Source organism: Bacteroidota bacterium (genome assembly GCA_016715945.1).
Taxonomy (GTDB): Bacteria; Bacteroidota; Bacteroidia; order Bacteroidales; family F082; genus JALNZU01.
Genome location: JADJXJ010000003.1, coordinates 851,571 through 866,601 on the forward strand (window position 1 = coordinate 851,571; position 15,031 = coordinate 866,601).

Annotated in this window: 27 protein-coding genes; all 27 read left to right on the top strand. The window is 50.6% G+C overall.

Annotated elements, in window-relative coordinates; translation table 11 throughout:
* Positions 1-241 precede the first annotated feature (241 nt).
* From IPM52_13990 to infA, 27 genes are read left to right on the top strand one after another with little or no spacing between them, the layout of a single operon-like run.
* The gene (locus IPM52_13990; protein MBK9292718.1) at positions 242-655 is read left to right on the top strand and encodes a 30S ribosomal protein S12; all 414 of its coding nucleotides are present in this window, start codon (positions 242-244) and stop codon (positions 653-655) included.
* 28 nt (positions 656-683) lie between these two features.
* The gene (rpsG, locus tag IPM52_13995; GenBank protein ID MBK9292719.1) at positions 684-1,151 is read left to right on the top strand and encodes a 30S ribosomal protein S7; all 468 of its coding nucleotides are present in this window, start codon (positions 684-686) and stop codon (positions 1,149-1,151) included.
* A 33-nt stretch (positions 1,152-1,184) separates the two neighbouring features.
* Entirely contained in the window at positions 1,185-3,305 is a 2,121-nt protein-coding gene (fusA, locus tag IPM52_14000) for an elongation factor G (GenBank protein ID MBK9292720.1), read from the top strand.
* Between the two features lie 27 nt (positions 3,306-3,332).
* A complete protein-coding gene (rpsJ, locus tag IPM52_14005) occupies positions 3,333-3,638 on the top strand; it encodes a 30S ribosomal protein S10 (protein MBK9292721.1) in 306 nt (101 codons plus the stop codon).
* Between the two features lie 44 nt (positions 3,639-3,682).
* Positions 3,683-4,306, top strand: a complete 624-nt coding sequence (gene rplC, locus IPM52_14010) for a 50S ribosomal protein L3 (GenBank protein MBK9292722.1) — start codon at positions 3,683-3,685, stop codon at positions 4,304-4,306.
* On the top strand, positions 4,297-4,923 hold the full coding sequence (gene rplD, locus IPM52_14015; GenBank protein ID MBK9292723.1) for a 50S ribosomal protein L4: 627 nt from the start codon (positions 4,297-4,299) through the stop codon (positions 4,921-4,923). The genes rplC and rplD overlap by 10 nt, the downstream gene beginning before the upstream one ends.
* Before the next feature lie 21 nt (positions 4,924-4,944).
* Positions 4,945-5,235 carry a 50S ribosomal protein L23 gene (gene rplW / locus IPM52_14020; protein ID MBK9292724.1) on the top strand — a complete coding sequence of 97 codons (291 nt, stop codon included), beginning with the start codon at positions 4,945-4,947 and terminating at the stop codon, positions 5,233-5,235.
* Between the two features lie 11 nt (positions 5,236-5,246).
* Positions 5,247-6,071 carry a 50S ribosomal protein L2 gene (gene rplB, locus IPM52_14025; GenBank protein ID MBK9292725.1) on the top strand — a complete coding sequence of 275 codons (825 nt, stop codon included), beginning with the start codon at positions 5,247-5,249 and terminating at the stop codon, positions 6,069-6,071.
* A 24-nt stretch (positions 6,072-6,095) separates the two neighbouring features.
* Complete coding sequence (gene rpsS / locus IPM52_14030; GenBank protein ID MBK9292726.1) at positions 6,096-6,374, top strand: 30S ribosomal protein S19; 279 nt, start codon at positions 6,096-6,098, stop codon at positions 6,372-6,374.
* 11 nt (positions 6,375-6,385) lie between these two features.
* Complete coding sequence (gene rplV, locus IPM52_14035) at positions 6,386-6,808, top strand: 50S ribosomal protein L22 (GenBank protein MBK9292727.1); 423 nt, start codon at positions 6,386-6,388, stop codon at positions 6,806-6,808.
* 12 nt (positions 6,809-6,820) lie between these two features.
* The gene (rpsC, locus tag IPM52_14040) at positions 6,821-7,546 is read left to right on the top strand and encodes a 30S ribosomal protein S3 (GenBank protein MBK9292728.1); all 726 of its coding nucleotides are present in this window, start codon (positions 6,821-6,823) and stop codon (positions 7,544-7,546) included.
* A gap of 24 nt (positions 7,547-7,570) precedes the next feature.
* Positions 7,571-7,996: a 50S ribosomal protein L16 gene (gene rplP, locus IPM52_14045; GenBank protein ID MBK9292729.1), complete on the top strand. Its 426-nt coding sequence runs from the start codon at positions 7,571-7,573 to the stop codon at positions 7,994-7,996.
* 9 nt (positions 7,997-8,005) lie between these two features.
* A complete protein-coding gene (gene rpmC / locus IPM52_14050; GenBank protein ID MBK9292730.1) occupies positions 8,006-8,212 on the top strand; it encodes a 50S ribosomal protein L29 in 207 nt (68 codons plus the stop codon).
* Between the two features lie 12 nt (positions 8,213-8,224).
* Complete coding sequence (gene rpsQ, locus IPM52_14055) at positions 8,225-8,482, top strand: 30S ribosomal protein S17 (protein MBK9292731.1); 258 nt, start codon at positions 8,225-8,227, stop codon at positions 8,480-8,482.
* Between the two features lies 1 nt (position 8,483).
* Complete coding sequence (gene rplN, locus IPM52_14060) at positions 8,484-8,852, top strand: 50S ribosomal protein L14 (protein MBK9292732.1); 369 nt, start codon at positions 8,484-8,486, stop codon at positions 8,850-8,852.
* Positions 8,853-8,867: 15 nt separating this feature from the next.
* Positions 8,868-9,188 (top strand): 50S ribosomal protein L24, encoded by a 321-nt coding sequence (gene rplX / locus IPM52_14065; protein MBK9292733.1) that lies wholly within the window; start codon positions 8,868-8,870, stop codon positions 9,186-9,188.
* On the top strand, positions 9,188-9,748 hold the full coding sequence (gene rplE / locus IPM52_14070; protein MBK9292734.1) for a 50S ribosomal protein L5: 561 nt from the start codon (positions 9,188-9,190) through the stop codon (positions 9,746-9,748). Before rplX ends, rplE begins: the two co-directional genes overlap by 1 nt.
* 3 nt (positions 9,749-9,751) lie before the next feature.
* The gene (gene rpsN, locus IPM52_14075; GenBank protein ID MBK9292735.1) at positions 9,752-10,021 is read left to right on the top strand and encodes a 30S ribosomal protein S14; all 270 of its coding nucleotides are present in this window, start codon (positions 9,752-9,754) and stop codon (positions 10,019-10,021) included.
* Positions 10,022-10,042: 21 nt separating this feature from the next.
* The gene (gene rpsH, locus IPM52_14080) at positions 10,043-10,441 is read left to right on the top strand and encodes a 30S ribosomal protein S8 (GenBank protein ID MBK9292736.1); all 399 of its coding nucleotides are present in this window, start codon (positions 10,043-10,045) and stop codon (positions 10,439-10,441) included.
* Between the two features lie 21 nt (positions 10,442-10,462).
* Positions 10,463-11,020: a 50S ribosomal protein L6 gene (gene rplF, locus IPM52_14085; protein MBK9292737.1), complete on the top strand. Its 558-nt coding sequence runs from the start codon at positions 10,463-10,465 to the stop codon at positions 11,018-11,020.
* 40 nt (positions 11,021-11,060) lie between these two features.
* Entirely contained in the window at positions 11,061-11,423 is a 363-nt protein-coding gene (locus tag IPM52_14090; protein MBK9292738.1) for a 50S ribosomal protein L18, read from the top strand.
* Positions 11,424-11,428: 5 nt separating this feature from the next.
* Entirely contained in the window at positions 11,429-11,947 is a 519-nt protein-coding gene (gene rpsE / locus IPM52_14095; GenBank protein MBK9292739.1) for a 30S ribosomal protein S5, read from the top strand.
* Positions 11,889-12,143, top strand: coding sequence for a 50S ribosomal protein L30 (gene rpmD / locus IPM52_14100; protein ID MBK9292740.1), 255 nt, complete (start codon positions 11,889-11,891; stop codon positions 12,141-12,143). Before rpsE ends, rpmD begins: the two co-directional genes overlap by 59 nt.
* Before the next feature lie 26 nt (positions 12,144-12,169).
* Positions 12,170-12,616, top strand: a complete 447-nt coding sequence (gene rplO / locus IPM52_14105) for a 50S ribosomal protein L15 (GenBank protein MBK9292741.1) — start codon at positions 12,170-12,172, stop codon at positions 12,614-12,616.
* A 5-nt stretch (positions 12,617-12,621) separates the two neighbouring features.
* Positions 12,622-13,983 (top strand): preprotein translocase subunit SecY, encoded by a 1,362-nt coding sequence (gene secY, locus IPM52_14110; protein ID MBK9292742.1) that lies wholly within the window; start codon positions 12,622-12,624, stop codon positions 13,981-13,983.
* 3 nt (positions 13,984-13,986) lie between these two features.
* The gene (gene map, locus IPM52_14115; protein MBK9292743.1) at positions 13,987-14,772 is read left to right on the top strand and encodes a type I methionyl aminopeptidase; all 786 of its coding nucleotides are present in this window, start codon (positions 13,987-13,989) and stop codon (positions 14,770-14,772) included.
* A 5-nt stretch (positions 14,773-14,777) separates the two neighbouring features.
* Positions 14,778-14,996 carry a translation initiation factor IF-1 gene (gene infA, locus IPM52_14120; protein ID MBK9292744.1) on the top strand — a complete coding sequence of 73 codons (219 nt, stop codon included), beginning with the start codon at positions 14,778-14,780 and terminating at the stop codon, positions 14,994-14,996.
* Positions 14,997-15,031 lie beyond the last annotated feature (35 nt).

The following is a 15,031-nucleotide window of genomic DNA, read 5'->3' on the forward strand; positions in this document are numbered from 1 at the left end:
AAACGATTTAGTTAGAAGGAACCTGAAAAGCTTAACCGTTATAGGTTCTGACGCAAAAGCCAAGCATCCTCGTTCTTACAGGGCTTTTGCGGGGTTAGCAGCCTAAAACCCCATTAGGCTTTTCACCTCCTGATAGCTATTTCCCAACAAGAGTTGAAGATTTAAGATACTGTAGATCAGTTAAATAAGATTTTTAGTCCTATCAGGTAAGGAAGAAAAGAACAAAATTAATCGTTACAAAATGCCAACAATTCAGCAATTGGTGCGCAAAGGACGCCAGAAACTGGTAGACAAGAGCAAGTCACCTGCGCTTGATTCCTGCCCGCAGCGCCGTGGCGTGTGCGTGCGTGTTTACACTACAACGCCCAAAAAACCCAATTCGGCCATGCGTAAAGTGGCCAGGGTACGTCTCACGAACCAGAAAGAAGTCAACGCCTACATTCCGGGCGAAGGCCACAACCTTCAGGAACACTCGATCGTGCTGATCCGTGGTGGTCGTGTGAAGGACCTTCCCGGTGTAAGGTATCACATTATTCGCGGAGCGCTCGATACTTCGGGTGTGGATGGCCGCCGCCAGAGAAGGTCGAAATACGGCGCCAAACGTCCGAAGGCTGGCAAAGCTGATGCCGCAAAAGCTCCGGCAAAGAAAAAATAAGTCCATTTAGCTCAACCACATACAAGCAATGAGAAAAGCTAAACCAAAGAAAAGAATCATTCTCCCCGATCCGAAATACAACGACGTATTGGTGTCGAAGTTTGTGAACAACATCATGCGCAGGGGCAAAAAGAATGTAGCTTACAAAATTTTCTACGATGCACTGGATATCGTGGCCAAGAAAACCAACGAGGATCCCGTGGAAGTATGGAAAAAGGCTCTGGCCAACGTTACGCCTTCGGTAGAGGTGCGCAGCCGCCGTATTGGTGGTGCCACTTTCCAGATTCCCTCCGAAATCAGGCCGGCCCGTAAAATGTCGATCGGCATGAAAAACCTGATCGGCTTCTCGAAGAAACGCCACGAGAAATCTATGGGTCAGAAGCTTGCCGGCGAAATTCTGGCAGCCTACAAAGAAGAAGGTGCAGCCTTTAAAAAGAAAGAGGATACCCACAGGATGGCCGAGGCCAACAAGGCATTCTCGCACTTCCGTTTCTAATACCTAGAAAACCAAGCGAATCTATTCACTGAAATGTCACTCGATAAAAACACCATAGATAAACTCCGTCTTACCCGCAATATCGGCATTATGGCCCATATTGATGCGGGTAAGACCACTACTACCGAGCGAATCCTCTATTACACTGGTAAAAGTCATAAAATCGGTGAGGTGCACGAAGGTGCTGCCACCATGGACTGGATGGTGCAGGAGCAGGAGCGAGGCATCACCATCACCTCTGCTGCTACGACCGTTTTCTGGGATTACAGAAACGAAAAATATAAGATCAATATCATTGATACTCCCGGCCACGTTGACTTTACCGTTGAGGTAGAGCGCTCGCTGCGCGTGCTCGACGGTGCCGTGGCTTTGTTCTGTGCCGTTGGAGGCGTAGAACCACAATCGGAAACTGTGTGGCGTCAGGCCGACAAATACAAAGTGCCAAGGCTGTGCTTTGTCAATAAGATGGACCGCAGCGGTGCCGATTTCTTCAGCGTGGTACGCCAGATTAAAGAACGTCTTGGTGCCAACCCTATTCCATTGCAGATTCCTATTGGCGAAGAAGAAAACTTCCGTGGTGTGGTTGACCTGATCACCAACAAGGCTTACGTGTGGGACGATTCGTCCAAGGGCATGGTGATGGTCGAAATTCATATTCCTGAAGACATCAAGGATACTGTTGAGGAATACCGCCTTAAACTGATTGAGAATGTTGCCGAAGAAAGCGACGAGCTGCTCGAAAAGTTTATGGACGATCCGGAATCCATTACCGAAGATGAGATGATTGCACAGATCCGCAAAGCCACGGTAGAAATGCGCATTTCACCGGTGCTGTGCGGCGCCTCGTTCAAAAACAAAGGTGTGCAGCTGCTCCTCAACGGCATTGCCCAATACCTGCCCAGCCCGCTCGATATCGAAGCAGTAAAAGGCGTCAATCCCGACACCGAAAAGGAAGAGATTCGCAAGGTAGATCCCAATGAGCCTTTCGCAGCACTGGCTTTCAAGATTGCCACCGACCCCTTTGTTGGTCGCATTGCCTTCTTCCGCGTTTACAGCGGTACCCTGGAGTCGGGATCATATATTTTCAACGCTTCAACCGGTAAGAAAGAGCGCATTTCGCGCATCATGCAGATGCATGCCAACAAACAAAACCCGCTCGATCGCATCGAAGCCGGTGATATCGGAGCAGCTGTTGGATTTAAGGTGATTCGTACAGGCGACACGCTTTGCGACGAAAAGCACCCCATTGTGCTCGAGTCCATGTCGTTCCCCGAGCCGGTAATCCATGTGTCCATCGAGCCCAAAACGCAGGGCGACATCGACAAGCTGGGTGCTGCGCTTGCCAAACTGGCCGAAGAAGACCCCACATTCCGTGTGCGTACCGACGAAAACAGCGGCCAGACCGTAATTTCGGGTATGGGTGAGCTTCACCTGGAAATTATTGTTGACCGACTGAGGCGCGAGTTCAAGGTGGAATGCAACCAGGGTCGTCCGCAGGTGGCCTACAAGGAAGCCCTCGTGGGTTCGGCTCAGCACCGCGAAGTATATAAGAAACAGACCGGAGGCCGTGGTAAGTTTGCCGATATCGTATTCGAGATCGGACCTGCCGATGCAGATCAGCCCGCCGGCTTGCAGTTTATCGACGAAGTCAAGGGCGGTAATATTCCGAAAGAGTATATCCCTGCTGTTCAGAAAGGATTCCGCGAAGCTATGACTAATGGTGTACTGGCTGGATTCCCGCTCGACAGCATGAAGGTGCGACTGATCGACGGTTCATTCCACCCTGTCGACTCCGACTCACTTTCGTTTGAGATGGCTGCAAAGATCGGTTTCAAGGAAGCCTGCCGCAAGGCTGCTTCGGTGATCCTGGAGCCTATCATGAAGGTGGAAGTCAATACCCCGGACGAATACCTGGGCGATGTAACCGGCGACCTCAACAAGCGCCGTGCCATCCTGCGCGAAGTAACCGCCAAAATCGGTGCGCAGGTCATAAAAGCCGATGTGCCGCTGTCCGAAATGTTTGGCTATGTCACTTCGCTGCGCACACTCACCTCGGGTCGCGCTACCTCGAGCATGGAATTCAGCCACTATGCCCAGGCACCCGACAACATTGCGCAGGAAGTAATCAACAAAGCAAGAGGCATCATTAAATAAGAAAGGTAACCTTAATCATCTACTAAAGTGAGCCAGAGAATAAGAATCAAACTGAAGTCGTACGACCACAACCTGGTTGATAAGTCAGCCGAAAAGATTGTCAAGACCGTGAAAGCTACCGGTGCTGTTGTGAATGGCCCGATTCCGCTTCCGACCGACAAGAAAATATACACTGTGCTGCGTTCGACTTTCGTGCACAAAAAATCAAGGGAGCAGTTCGAGCTTTCGTCCTACAAGCGATTGCTCGACATTTACAGCTCCACCTCGCAGACCATCGACGCTTTGATGAAACTGGAACTTCCCAGTGGCGTTGAAGTTGAAATCAAGGTTTGACCGGAGGCATAAAACGATTGAATGACCATTAAAAGTCCAGGGAAATGTCAGGATTACTAGGAAAGAAAATTGGAATGACGAGCATCTACGACGGAAACGGGAAGAATATTCCTGTGACGGTCATCGAAGCTGGTCCATGTGTGGTAACACAGATCCGCACACTTGAAAAAGATGGTTACGAAGCCATCCAGCTCGCTTTCGACGAAAAGAAAGAAAAGCATACGACCAATGCCCTTAAAGGCCATTTTGCAAAGGCCGGCACCACCCCGAAGCGAGTCATGTCGGAATTCACTAGGTTTGAGCAGCGCAAAAGCTTCGGAGATGTGCTTACCGTAGATGTATTTATGGAAGGCGAGTTTGTTGACGTAAGCGGTGTATCGAAGGGTAAAGGCTTCCAGGGCGTTGTAAAGCGTCACCACTTTGGTGGAATCGGCCAGGCTACCCATGGTCAGCACAACAGGTTGCGTGCACCCGGATCGCTCGGCGCTTCGTCCTATCCCTCGCGTGTGGTCAAAGGTCTGCGTATGGCCGGCCGTATGGGAGGCAAAAAGGTTAAGGTACTCAACCTGCAGATTGTGAAAATAATTCCGGAAAAGAACCTCATTCTTGTGAAAGGTGCAGTTCCCGGTCCTAAAAACGGATATTTAAAAATTGAGCGATGGAGCTAGTAGTTCATAAAATCAGTGGCGAAGCCACAGAGCGTAAGGTTCGCCTGAATGAAGCAATCTTCGGTATTGAGCCGAACGACCATGCCATATACCTCGACGTGAAGCAGTACCTTGCCAATCAGCGTCAAGGAACGCACAAAGCCAAGGAAAAGAGCGAGGTTTCGGGTAGCACCCGCAAGCTCAAACGCCAGAAAGGCACAGGTACAGCCAGGGCTGGTAGCATCAAGTCGCCTTTGTTTGTGGGTGGCGGACGTGTTTTCGGTCCCAAACCCCGCGATTACAGCTTCAAGCTGAATAAAAAGCTGAAACAACTTGCACGCCGTTCGGCCCTCACCTATAAGGCTCAGAACCAGGTAATCACCGTGCTTGAGGACTTCACCTTCGATGCACCTAAAACCAAGCAGGTTCTGGCTGCACTCAAGAATTTGAAATTCGATGGCAGGCGGGCATTGTTTGTGATGAACAAAGCTGACCGCAATGTGGTGCTCTCGGCCCGCAACCTCCAGAACGTAAAAGTGATGACAGCCGAAAGCCTGAATACCTATGAAATTCTTAATGCAAGCAGGCTGTTTGTAGTCGAAAGTGCACTCAACACCATTGATCAGCTGCTTTCGTAACCGAAAAAACTTACTGAAATGATACAGATCATCCACAAACCGGTCATTACCGAAAAAATGACGACAATCACCGAGAAGCTGCCACAGTACGCCTTTATTGTTGACAAGCGTGCCAACAAGATTCAGATCAAAAAGGCAATCAAGGAGCTCTACGGCGTCAACGTGGTTTCGGTAAATACGATGAATTACTCCGGCAAGCGCAAGACGCGTTACACCAAAACTGGAATTCTTTCAGGCAAGACTGCAGCTTTCAAGAAGGCTGTGGTGACCCTGGCCGAAGGTGAAACTATTGATTTTTTCAGCAATATCTAAGTCTAAGATAAATGGCTCTCAAGAAATACAAACCAACAACACCTGGTCAGCGTTTCAAGCTGATTAGTGCGTTCGACGATATTACGACCAGCACACCTGAAAAGTCGCTTCTGGCTCCGTACAAAAGCAAGGGTGGCCGCAACAATACGGGTAAGATGACCATGCGCCACATGGGTGGTGGTCACAAACAGCGCTATCGTATCATCGACTTCAAACGCGATAAGGATGGTATTCCTGCTACGGTAAAGTCGATTGAGTACGACCCGAACCGCACTGCACGCATTGCCCTCGTTACCTATGCCGATGGCGAAAAGCGTTACATTGTGGCTCCTCACGGACTTCAGGTTGGGCAGCAGGTGCTCAGCGGAAAGGGTGTTGCACCGAATGTGGGCAACACGCTCTATCTCAGCGAGATCCCTTTCGGTACCGTTGTTCACAACATTGAACTGCGTCCTGGACAGGGTGCCAAGATTGCCCGCAGCGCCGGCTCGTATGCGCAACTGATGTCGCGCGATGGTAAGTACGCCATTCTGAAGATGCCTTCGGGCGAAACCCGCATGATCCTGCAAGCCTGCAAGGCTACAGTGGGCATGGTAAGCAATGTGGACCACAACCTGGAGAAATCGGGTAAAGCTGGTCGCAGCCGCTGGCTCGGTCGTCGTCCGCGTGTAAGGGGTGTGGCCATGAACCCCGTTGATCACCCGATGGGTGGTGGCGAAGGTCGTGCTTCGGGAGGTCATCCTCGTTCGCGCAAGGGTATTCCTGCCAAGGGTTACAAGACTCGCAGCAAGAAAAACCTTTCGGATCGCTACATCATCGAAAGAAGAAAGAAATAACCTTAAGCCGAAAACTACCTTAATATGAGCCGTTCGTTAAAAAAAGGACCATACATTCACTACAAGCTCGAAAAGCGGGTGATGGAAAACATCGAGTCGAACAAAAAGACGGTGATCAAAACATGGTCGCGTGCTTCGATGATTGCCCCTGAGTTTGTAGGACAGACTATTGCTGTGCACAATGGCAACAAATTCATTCCGGTTTACATCACCGAGAACATGGTAGGCCACAAACTCGGCGAGTTTGCGCCCACCCGTATCTTCAGGGGCCACGCCGGAAAAAAGGACAAAGGAAAAAAATAAGCTGAAATATCATGGGAGCTAGAAAACACCTGAAAGCTGAAGAGCGCAAGGAAGCCCGCAAATCGCAATACATGGCCAGCCTTCGCAATGTGCCCACCTCGCCACGCAAGATGAGGCTGGTTGCCGATATGATTCGTGGCAAAGATGTGGAAACCGCCATGTTTGCGCTCGAATACTCCAAAAAGCATGCAGCCATCGATATGCTGAAGCTGTTGCGTTCGGCCATTGCCAACTGGGAAGCCAAAAATGAGGGCGCAAGAGCCGATTTCGATAAACTCTATGTGAAGAACGTCTTTGTTGACGGCGGCCGTATGCTCAAGCGCATCCTGCCCGCACCTCAAGGCCGTGCACATCGTATCCGCAAACGCTCAAACCACATCACCATCTACCTGGATACCAAGCCCGGCGTGCAGGAAAATAGTCAGAACAATTAAAGAGGCAATTGAATGGGACAAAAGACAAATCCAATAGGACTTAGGTTAGGAATCATCCGCGGATGGGATTCCAACTGGTATGGCGGTCGCAATTTTGCCGACAAGCTGGTCGAAGACGACAAGATCCGTAAGTATCTGATGGCGCGTCTGGGCAAAGCCGGCGTTTCGAAGATCAACATCGAGCGCTCGCTGAAAATGGTCACCGTGACCATCTCGACTGCACGCCCCGGTATGATTATTGGCAAGGCCGGTCAGGAAGTGGACAAGATCAAGGAAGAACTCAAAAAACTCACCGGTAAGGAGGTTCAGATCAACATCAGCGAGATCAAACGTCCTGAACTGGATGCCTATATCGTTGCCAGCACCATTGCCAAGCAGATCGAAGGCAGGGTATCGTTCCGCCGGGCCATTAAAACCGCCATCACTTCGAGCATGCGCATTGGCGCCGAAGGCATCAAGGTGATGATCTCCGGCCGTGTTGGCGGAGCCGAAATGGCTCGTCGCGAAACCTACAAGGAAGGACGTATTCCGTTGCACACCCTTCGTGCCGACATCGACTATGCACTCGTAGAAGCCCACACCACCTATGGCCGCATCGGCATCAAGGTGTGGATTTGCAAGGGCGAGATTTATGGCAAACCTGAGCTTGTGCCCAGCACTGTGGGCGGACAAGCCAAAAAACCTGCCGCGCCTAAAGCTCCGGCCTTCGGATCGCGTGGCGGAAGGAAACGCAAGTAATAAAAATTAAATACCTGAGTAACAATGTTACAGCCAAAGAAAACTAAATTCAGGAGGCAACAGAAAGGGAGGATGAAGGGCAATGCCCAGCGTGGCCATCAGCTTGCCTTTGGTACCTTCGGAATCAAGGCTCTGGAGAGCGCCTGGCTCACCGGACGTCAGATTGAAGCTGCACGTCAGGCCGTGACCCGTCATATGAAACGTGAAGGTCAGATCTGGATCCGCGTTTTTCCCGACAAGCCCGTGACCAAGAAACCGGCCGAAGTACGTATGGGTAAAGGTAAAGGTGCTCCCGAATATTTTGTTGCACCTGTTACCCCCGGCCGCATCATCTTTGAGGCCGAAGGCGTGCCGCTCGAAGTAGCCCGCGAAGCACTGCGCCTGGCTGCCCAAAAGCTGCCCATTACCACCAAGTTTGTAGTCAGAAGAGATTACGTTGAAGCACAATAGTTATCAGCCATGAAGCAGGAAGTAATCAGAGAACTGAGCACAGCAGACCTTCTGGAGCGCCTCGAAGAGGAGCGCAAACAGTTGGTGCGCCTGAAACTGAACCATGCAGTTTCGCCGCTCGAAAACCCCAACAAAATCAAGGAATACCGTCGCAGCATTGCACGCATTCTGACCGAATTGCGTCGCCGCGAACTCAGCCAGGCCGATAACAAATAACAGGTAAGTAAGATGGAAACCAGAAAGTTACGTAAAGAAAGAATAGGTGTCGTTGCCAGCAACAAGATGAATAAGACCATCACTGTTGTGGTTGAGCGTCGCGTGAAGCACCCCATTTATGGAAAATTCGTCAAGAAGACCTCCAAATTCATGGCACATGACGAAAATAACAGCTGCAACATCGGCGACACCGTGCGCATCATGGAGACCCGTCCGTTGAGCAAAAACAAATGTTGGAGACTGGTTGAAATAATCGAAAGGGCCAAGTAAAATGATACAGCAAGAAACAAGATGCATTGTCGCTGACAACAGCGGCGCCAAAGAAGTACTCTGCATCAGGGTACTCGGCGGCTCGGGCAAACGCTATGCCCGCATTGGAGATAAAGTGGTGGTGACTGTGAAGTCGGCCCTGCCCGGCGGAACCATCAAAAAAGGTTCGGTTGTGAAAGCAGTGGTTGTGCGTACCAAAAAGGAAACACGCCGCAACGATGGCTCGTATATTCGTTTCGACGATAACGCAGTGGTGCTTCTCAACAATGCCGGCGAAATGATCGGAACCCGTATTTTCGGACCGGTAGCCCGCGAATTGCGCGAGAAGCAGTATATGAAAATTGTGTCACTGGCACCTGAGGTGCTCTAAACAACTTTGAAAACTATGCCAAAGTTCCATATCAAAAAAGGTGACAACGTTGTTGTGATTTCGGGAGAACACAAGGGCGAAAAAGGTAAGGTGCTTGTGGTGCACACCAGCAAGCAGACCGCCATCGTTGAAGGCGTAAACCTGGTGTCGAAACACACCCGTCCCAACACCGAAAATCCTAAAGGCGGAATCATCAAGAAAGAAGCCCCTATTCACATCTCCAACCTCAAGCTGTTGGATGGAAAGGGCAATCCTACCCGCATCAGACGTGGCAAGGATGAAAAAACCGGTAAATCAGTCCGAATTTCAGTTAAAACAGGGGAGGTTATCAAGTAATGAGTTATCAGCCCAGACTTAAGACGCTTTACCAGAGCGAGATCGTGCCTGCACTCACAAAAGAGTTCAACTACACGACTATCATGCAGGTTCCACGATTGGTAAAAATTTCGCTCAACCAGGGTATCGGTGCAGCACTCACCGACAAAAAGCTGATCGACTATGGCGTGGAGGAAATGACGGCCATCACCGGCCAGAAAGCCGTTCCCACCATCTCGAAACGCGACGTGTCGAACTTTAAGCTGCGTCGTGGCAACCCCATCGGCGTGCGCGTTACACTGCGCGGCGACCGCATGTACGAATTCCTCGAACGCCTGATTGCCGTGGCACTTCCTCGCGTGCGCGACTTCAGCGGCATCAACGACAAAGGCTTCGACGGACGTGGAAATTACAGCTTCGGTATAACCGAGCAAATCATCTTCCCGGAAATTGATATCGACAAGGTAAACAAAATCAACGGTATGGACATCACTTTTGTGACCACTGCCCGTACCGATAAGGAAGCAATGGCCTTGCTCAAAGCATTTGGTCTTCCGTTCAAGAATCAAAAAAAATCATAAAGCATGGCAAAAGAGTCGATGAAAGCGCGTGAGCGCAAAAGACAAAAAATGGTGGCAAAATACGCAGCCAAGCGTGCAGCGCTGAAAGAAGCCGGCGATTATCAGGCTTTGCAGCACATCCCCCGCAACGCATCGCCCGTCAGGCTGCACAACCGTTGTCAGCTCACAGGACGCCCCAAAGGATATATGCGCCAGTTTGGTATTTCCCGTATCAATTTTAGGGAAATGGCACTCAAAGGCCTCATTCCAGGTGTAAAGAAAGCAAGTTGGTAAACATAACACCGCATATCTAAGATGAATACAGATCCAATTGCCGATTATCTGACCCGTATCAGAAATGCCGTGATGGCAAGGCACAGGGTTGTCGAAATACCTGCCAGCAATATCAAAAAGGAGATCACAAAAATCCTTTTCGAAAAAGGCTATATCCTCAACTACAAGTTTGAGGACGACAACAAACAAGGCATCATTAAGATTGCCCTCAAATATCACCCCGTTACAAAGCAGCCCGCCATCACCAGCATCGAGCGCGTTTCCACCCCTGGTTTGCGCAAGTATGCCGGAGCCGAAGAGCTGCCCCGCGTGCTCAACGGACTTGGCATCGCTATCCTTTCGACCTCAAGGGGTGTGATGACCGACAAGGAGGCTCGCAACCTACATATTGGTGGCGAAGTAATATGTTATGTAAGCTAACGAGATAGGAGATCAGGATTCATGTCACGCATAGGAAAACTTCCCATCACATTACCTGCCGGTGTTACCGTCGACGTCAAAGACAACATGGTCACCGTGAAAGGTAAACTCGGAACACTCTCGCAGAAAATCGACGACTCGGTGAGCCTCAAAGTCGAAAACAACCAGCTCATCCTCGAGCGCGCGTCCGACGAAAAGGAACCCCGTGCAAAGCACGGTTTGTACCGCGCATTGCTGGCCAACATGGTAAAAGGTGTTTCGGAAGGCTTTACTACAGTTCAGGAGCTTGTTGGTGTGGGCTACAAAGCCGAAGCCAAAGGTCAGGTGCTCGAACTCTCGTTGGGCTTCTCGCACAACGTATTTTTCGAGATACCCAGTGAAATCAAAATCGAAACTGTGACCGAGCGCGGTAAGAACCCCATTATCAAGATGTCGTGTGCCGACAAGCAACTTCTCGGGCAGGTAGCTGCCAAGATTCGTTCGCTGCGCAAGCCCGAACCCTACAAGGGCAAGGGTATCCGCTTCCAGAACGAGGTGCTCCGCAGGAAGGCTGGCAAAACTGCAGGCAAAGGCAAGTAAGCTTAGGACTCCTTTTTGAGAAAAGTAAAAAATCAGAGCAATGTCAATCAAGAATACAAAACTTAAAAGAAGGCTTGGGATCAAGAAACGCATTCGCAAGATCGTGTCGGGTACGCCCGAACGTCCGCGTCTGAGTGTGTTCAGGAGCAACAAGGAAATTTATGCCCAGCTTATCGACGACAAAGCCGGCCACACCCTCGTGGCAGTTTCGTCGCGCGACAAGGGGCTGGATGAGACCAAGGTTACAAAGACCGAGCAGGCTCGCATCACCGGTAAACGTCTGGCCGAAAAGGCATTGGCTGCCGGTATCGAGGCTGTGGTTTTCGACCGCAACGGTTATCTCTATCATGGAAGGGTTAAAGCATTGGCCGAAGCTGCACGCGAAGGCGGATTAAAATTCTAATTAAAATGGCAGAACTGAATATTTCCCGCGTAAAATCGAGCGAAATTGAGCTCAAAGACCGCCTGGTGAGCATCCAGCGCGTCACCAAAGTAACCAAGGGCGGCCGCACTTTCAGCTTCTCCGCCATCGTGGTTGTAGGCAACGAAAATGGCATTGTTGGCTATGGCCTGGGCAAAGCCAAGGAAGTTACCGCCGCAATCGCCAAGGGCGTGGATGATGCAAAGAAGAACCTTATCAAGGTTCCCATTCGCAAAGGCACAATCCCGCACGAACAATATGGCAAGTATAGTGGTGCACTTGTTTACCTGAAGCCTGCCGCTCCCGGTACAGGTGTGATCGCCGGAGGTGCCATGCGTGCCGTGCTCGAGAGCGTCGGCGTTCACGACGTGCTCGCCAAATCAAAAGGTTCTTCGAACCCCCACTCAGTGGTAAAAGCCACCTTCGACGCACTTTCAAAAATGCGCGATGCCTACACCATTGCCCAGGTGCGTGGTGTTGAACTCGACACAGTGTTTAACGGATAATCAATTGAAACTCATGAAAAAGGTAAGAATCACGCAGGTAAAAAGCGGTATCGGACACCCAGTCCGTCAGAAACGTACCCTTGAAGCACTGGGTTTCAAACGCATGCACCAAACCCTCGAAGTCGAACTCTCGCCTTCGGTGGCCGGCATGGTAGATTCCGTAAAACATCTGCTTAAGATTGAAGAAATAGAATAAGTTTATCACTGGAAATTCACACAGCAATGGATTTGAGTAACCTAAAACCGGCAAAAGGCTCCGTCAAGAAGGAAAAGCGTATCGGCCGCGGCCAGGGTTCTGGTCATGGCGGTACCTCGACACGCGGACACAAAGGCGCCGGACAGCGCTCGGGAACAAAGAAGAAAAAAGGCTTTGAAGGCGGCCAGATGCCCCTGATCCGCCGGGTACCCAAGTTCGGATTCAAAAACCCGAACCGTAAGGAATACCGCGCCATCAACCTGAGCACTGTCCAGCAACTGGCCGAAACCTATAAACTGGAAAGCATCAGCCCTGTCGAAATGTACGAGCACGGGGTGATTGGTAAAAAAGACCTGGTGAAAATCCTCTCCAACGGAGAGCTCACCGCCAAGGTTGAAGTAAAAGCCCATGCATTTTCGGCCAAAGCAGCTGCCGCTATCGAAGCCGCAGGTGGTAATGCCGTAAAAATCTGATCCGCATGAAGAAGCTTATCGAAACCCTACGCAATATCAACAAGATTCAGGAATTGCGCCAGCGTATTCTCTATACCCTGGCCATCATCCTGATTTATCGCCTTGGTTCGTATGTGGTGCTGCCGGGAATCGATCCCAACATGCTTGCCAATATGAAAGCTCAGGCCAGTGGCGGCCTGCTTGGTCTGCTCGATATGTTCTCGGGTGGCGCCTTCAGCAACGCATCCATCTTTGCCCTGGGTATCATGCCTTATATCTCTGCTTCGATCGTGATTCAGCTTTTGGGTATGGCCGTGCCGTATTTCCAGAGGTTGCAGCGCGAAGGCGAAAGCGGCAGGCGAAAAATCAACCAGATCACCCGCTACCTCACCGTAGCCATCGTGGCATTGCAGGCACCGGCATACATTGCCAACGTCATCTCGCAACTGCCCAACGAGGCCATCGCACCCTTCGACCCGGCTGTAGCCCGTCCAGGTGCGTTCTTCTGGATCAGCAATACCATCATCCTTATCGCAGGTACGCTCTTTGTGATGTGGCTTGGTGAGCGCATCACCGACAAAGGTATCGGCAATGGTATCTCGCTCATCATCATGATCGGTATCATTGCCCGCCTGCCATTTGCACTCTTTGGCGAACTGGTTTCGCGTCTGGAGCAAGCAGGAGGCGGACTGGTGTTCTTCCTGGTCGAAATCGTGATCCTGGTCATCGTAATTCTGCTTACGATCCTTCTTGTGCAAGGTACCCGTAAGGTTCCGGTTCAGTACGCAAAACGTATTGTTGGCAACCGTCAGTATGGTGGTGTTAGGCAATACATTCCGCTCAAGATCAATGCTGCAGGTGTAATGCCCATCATTTTTGCACAGGCCATCATGTTCCTGCCCATCACCCTGGTTGGATTCACCGAATCGGAGAGCCTCACCGGATTTGCCGCGGCCTTTACCAACATTAATGGCTTCTGGTACAATCTGGTGTTTTTCCTTATGATCGTGTTCTTCACTTATTTCTACACAGCCATCACCATCAATCCCAGTCAGATGGCCGAAGACATGAAAAAGAACGGTGGGTTTATCCCTGGTGTCAAACCCGGAAAACGAACAGCCGAATACCTCGACAATATTCTCTCGCGCATCACCCTTCCCGGATCAATCTTCCTAGCTTTCGTAGCCATCATGCCGGCTATTGTCAGCCAGATGGGTGTGAGCAACGAGTTTGCGCACTTCTATGGCGGTACCTCGCTGCTGATCCTTGTGGGTGTGGTGCTGGATACACTTCAGCAAATCGAAAGCTACCTGCTTATGCGTCATTACGACGGGTTGACCAAATCCGGAAGGATTAAAGGTCGTACTCCAGCAATGAACATGGGATAAGCAATGGCCGGGATTGAGCTGAAATCTCCGGAGGAGATTGAATTACAGCGTGAAAGTTCTTTACTTGTTGGAAAAACTTTAGCCGAGGTTGCTAAGCACATCCGGCCGGGTGTGAAAACCATTGCACTCGACCGGATTGCCGAAACCTTCATCAGGGATCATGGCGCCATCCCCGGATTCAAGGGGTATGGAGGCTTCCCCGGATCGCTCTGCATCTCAGTCAATGACGAAGTGGTGCACGGGATACCCTCAAACCGCGAATTGCGCGATGGCGACATTGTTTCGGTAGATTGTGGTGTGCTGAAGCATGGCTTTTACGGCGACTCTGCATTCACATTTGCAGTTGGCGACATAAGCGACGAACTCCGGTTGTTGCTCGAACGCACACGCCAGTCGCTCTATGAAGGAATAAAGATGGCCGTGGAAGGCAACCGGGTGGGCGACATCAGTTATGCCATTCAGCACTATATCGAACAATTCGGTTATGGCATAGTGCGCGAACTGGTAGGACATGGTGTCGGACGGAAATTGCACGAAGCACCCGAAGTACCTAATTTCGGACGCAGAGGCTCCGGACCTCGCCTGGTGGCTGGAATGGTCATCGCCATCGAACCTATGATCAATCTCGGCACAAAAAATATTACGCAGGATGACGACGGCTGGACCATTCGCACAGCCGACCGCCGTCCTTCGGCACACTTCGAACATACGGTGGCTGTTGGCAAACAAAAGGCCGACATTCTCTCAACGTTCGAACTGATAGAAGAAGTACTTTTAAAAACACAATAATCAATATGGCGAAACAATTGCCAATAGAGCTGGACGGAACTGTTATCGAGTCGCTGGGCAATGCGATGTTCAGGGTAGAGCTCGAAAACGGACACCAACTTATCGCGCACATCTCGGGTAAGATGAGGATGCACTACATCAAAATCCTGCCCGGCGATCGTGTGAAGCTCGAATTGTCGCCCTATGACCTTACCAAAGGTCGGATCACCTTCAGGTACAAGTAAAAACAATTGATACTAACCAGGAAGTAAACGAACAC

Excerpts from the sequence above, each read along its gene's own strand:
- rplC (MBK9292722.1), top strand. The coding sequence starts at position 3,683 with ATGTCAGGATTACTAGGAAAGAAAATTGGAATGACGAGCATCTACGAC.
- rplV (MBK9292727.1), top strand. The coding sequence starts at position 6,386 with ATGGGAGCTAGAAAACACCTGAAAGCTGAAGAGCGCAAGGAAGCCCGC.
- secY (MBK9292742.1), top strand. The coding sequence starts at position 12,622 with ATGAAGAAGCTTATCGAAACCCTACGCAATATCAACAAGATTCAGGAA.
- rpsC (MBK9292728.1), top strand. The coding sequence starts at position 6,821 with ATGGGACAAAAGACAAATCCAATAGGACTTAGGTTAGGAATCATCCGC.
- rplO (MBK9292741.1), top strand. The coding sequence starts at position 12,170 with ATGGATTTGAGTAACCTAAAACCGGCAAAAGGCTCCGTCAAGAAGGAA.
- rplN (MBK9292732.1), top strand. The coding sequence starts at position 8,484 with ATGATACAGCAAGAAACAAGATGCATTGTCGCTGACAACAGCGGCGCC.
- rplE (MBK9292734.1), top strand. The coding sequence starts at position 9,188 with ATGAGTTATCAGCCCAGACTTAAGACGCTTTACCAGAGCGAGATCGTG.
- rplX (MBK9292733.1), top strand. The coding sequence starts at position 8,868 with ATGCCAAAGTTCCATATCAAAAAAGGTGACAACGTTGTTGTGATTTCG.
- rpsH (MBK9292736.1), top strand. The coding sequence starts at position 10,043 with ATGAATACAGATCCAATTGCCGATTATCTGACCCGTATCAGAAATGCC.
- fusA (MBK9292720.1), top strand. The coding sequence starts at position 1,185 with ATGTCACTCGATAAAAACACCATAGATAAACTCCGTCTTACCCGCAAT.
- rplB (MBK9292725.1), top strand. The coding sequence starts at position 5,247 with ATGGCTCTCAAGAAATACAAACCAACAACACCTGGTCAGCGTTTCAAG.
- rpsS (MBK9292726.1), top strand. The coding sequence starts at position 6,096 with ATGAGCCGTTCGTTAAAAAAAGGACCATACATTCACTACAAGCTCGAA.
- rpsN (MBK9292735.1), top strand. The coding sequence starts at position 9,752 with ATGGCAAAAGAGTCGATGAAAGCGCGTGAGCGCAAAAGACAAAAAATG.
- rplP (MBK9292729.1), top strand. The coding sequence starts at position 7,571 with ATGTTACAGCCAAAGAAAACTAAATTCAGGAGGCAACAGAAAGGGAGG.
- IPM52_14090 (MBK9292738.1), top strand. The coding sequence starts at position 11,061 with ATGTCAATCAAGAATACAAAACTTAAAAGAAGGCTTGGGATCAAGAAA.
- infA (MBK9292744.1), top strand. The coding sequence starts at position 14,778 with ATGGCGAAACAATTGCCAATAGAGCTGGACGGAACTGTTATCGAGTCG.
- rpsG (MBK9292719.1), top strand. The coding sequence starts at position 684 with ATGAGAAAAGCTAAACCAAAGAAAAGAATCATTCTCCCCGATCCGAAA.
- rplD (MBK9292723.1), top strand. The coding sequence starts at position 4,297 with ATGGAGCTAGTAGTTCATAAAATCAGTGGCGAAGCCACAGAGCGTAAG.
- rplF (MBK9292737.1), top strand. The coding sequence starts at position 10,463 with ATGTCACGCATAGGAAAACTTCCCATCACATTACCTGCCGGTGTTACC.
- rpmC (MBK9292730.1), top strand. The coding sequence starts at position 8,006 with ATGAAGCAGGAAGTAATCAGAGAACTGAGCACAGCAGACCTTCTGGAG.
- IPM52_13990 (MBK9292718.1), top strand. The coding sequence starts at position 242 with ATGCCAACAATTCAGCAATTGGTGCGCAAAGGACGCCAGAAACTGGTA.
- rpmD (MBK9292740.1), top strand. The coding sequence starts at position 11,889 with ATGCCTACACCATTGCCCAGGTGCGTGGTGTTGAACTCGACACAGTGT.
- rpsE (MBK9292739.1), top strand. The coding sequence starts at position 11,429 with ATGGCAGAACTGAATATTTCCCGCGTAAAATCGAGCGAAATTGAGCTC.
- map (MBK9292743.1), top strand. The coding sequence starts at position 13,987 with ATGGCCGGGATTGAGCTGAAATCTCCGGAGGAGATTGAATTACAGCGT.
- rpsQ (MBK9292731.1), top strand. The coding sequence starts at position 8,225 with ATGGAAACCAGAAAGTTACGTAAAGAAAGAATAGGTGTCGTTGCCAGC.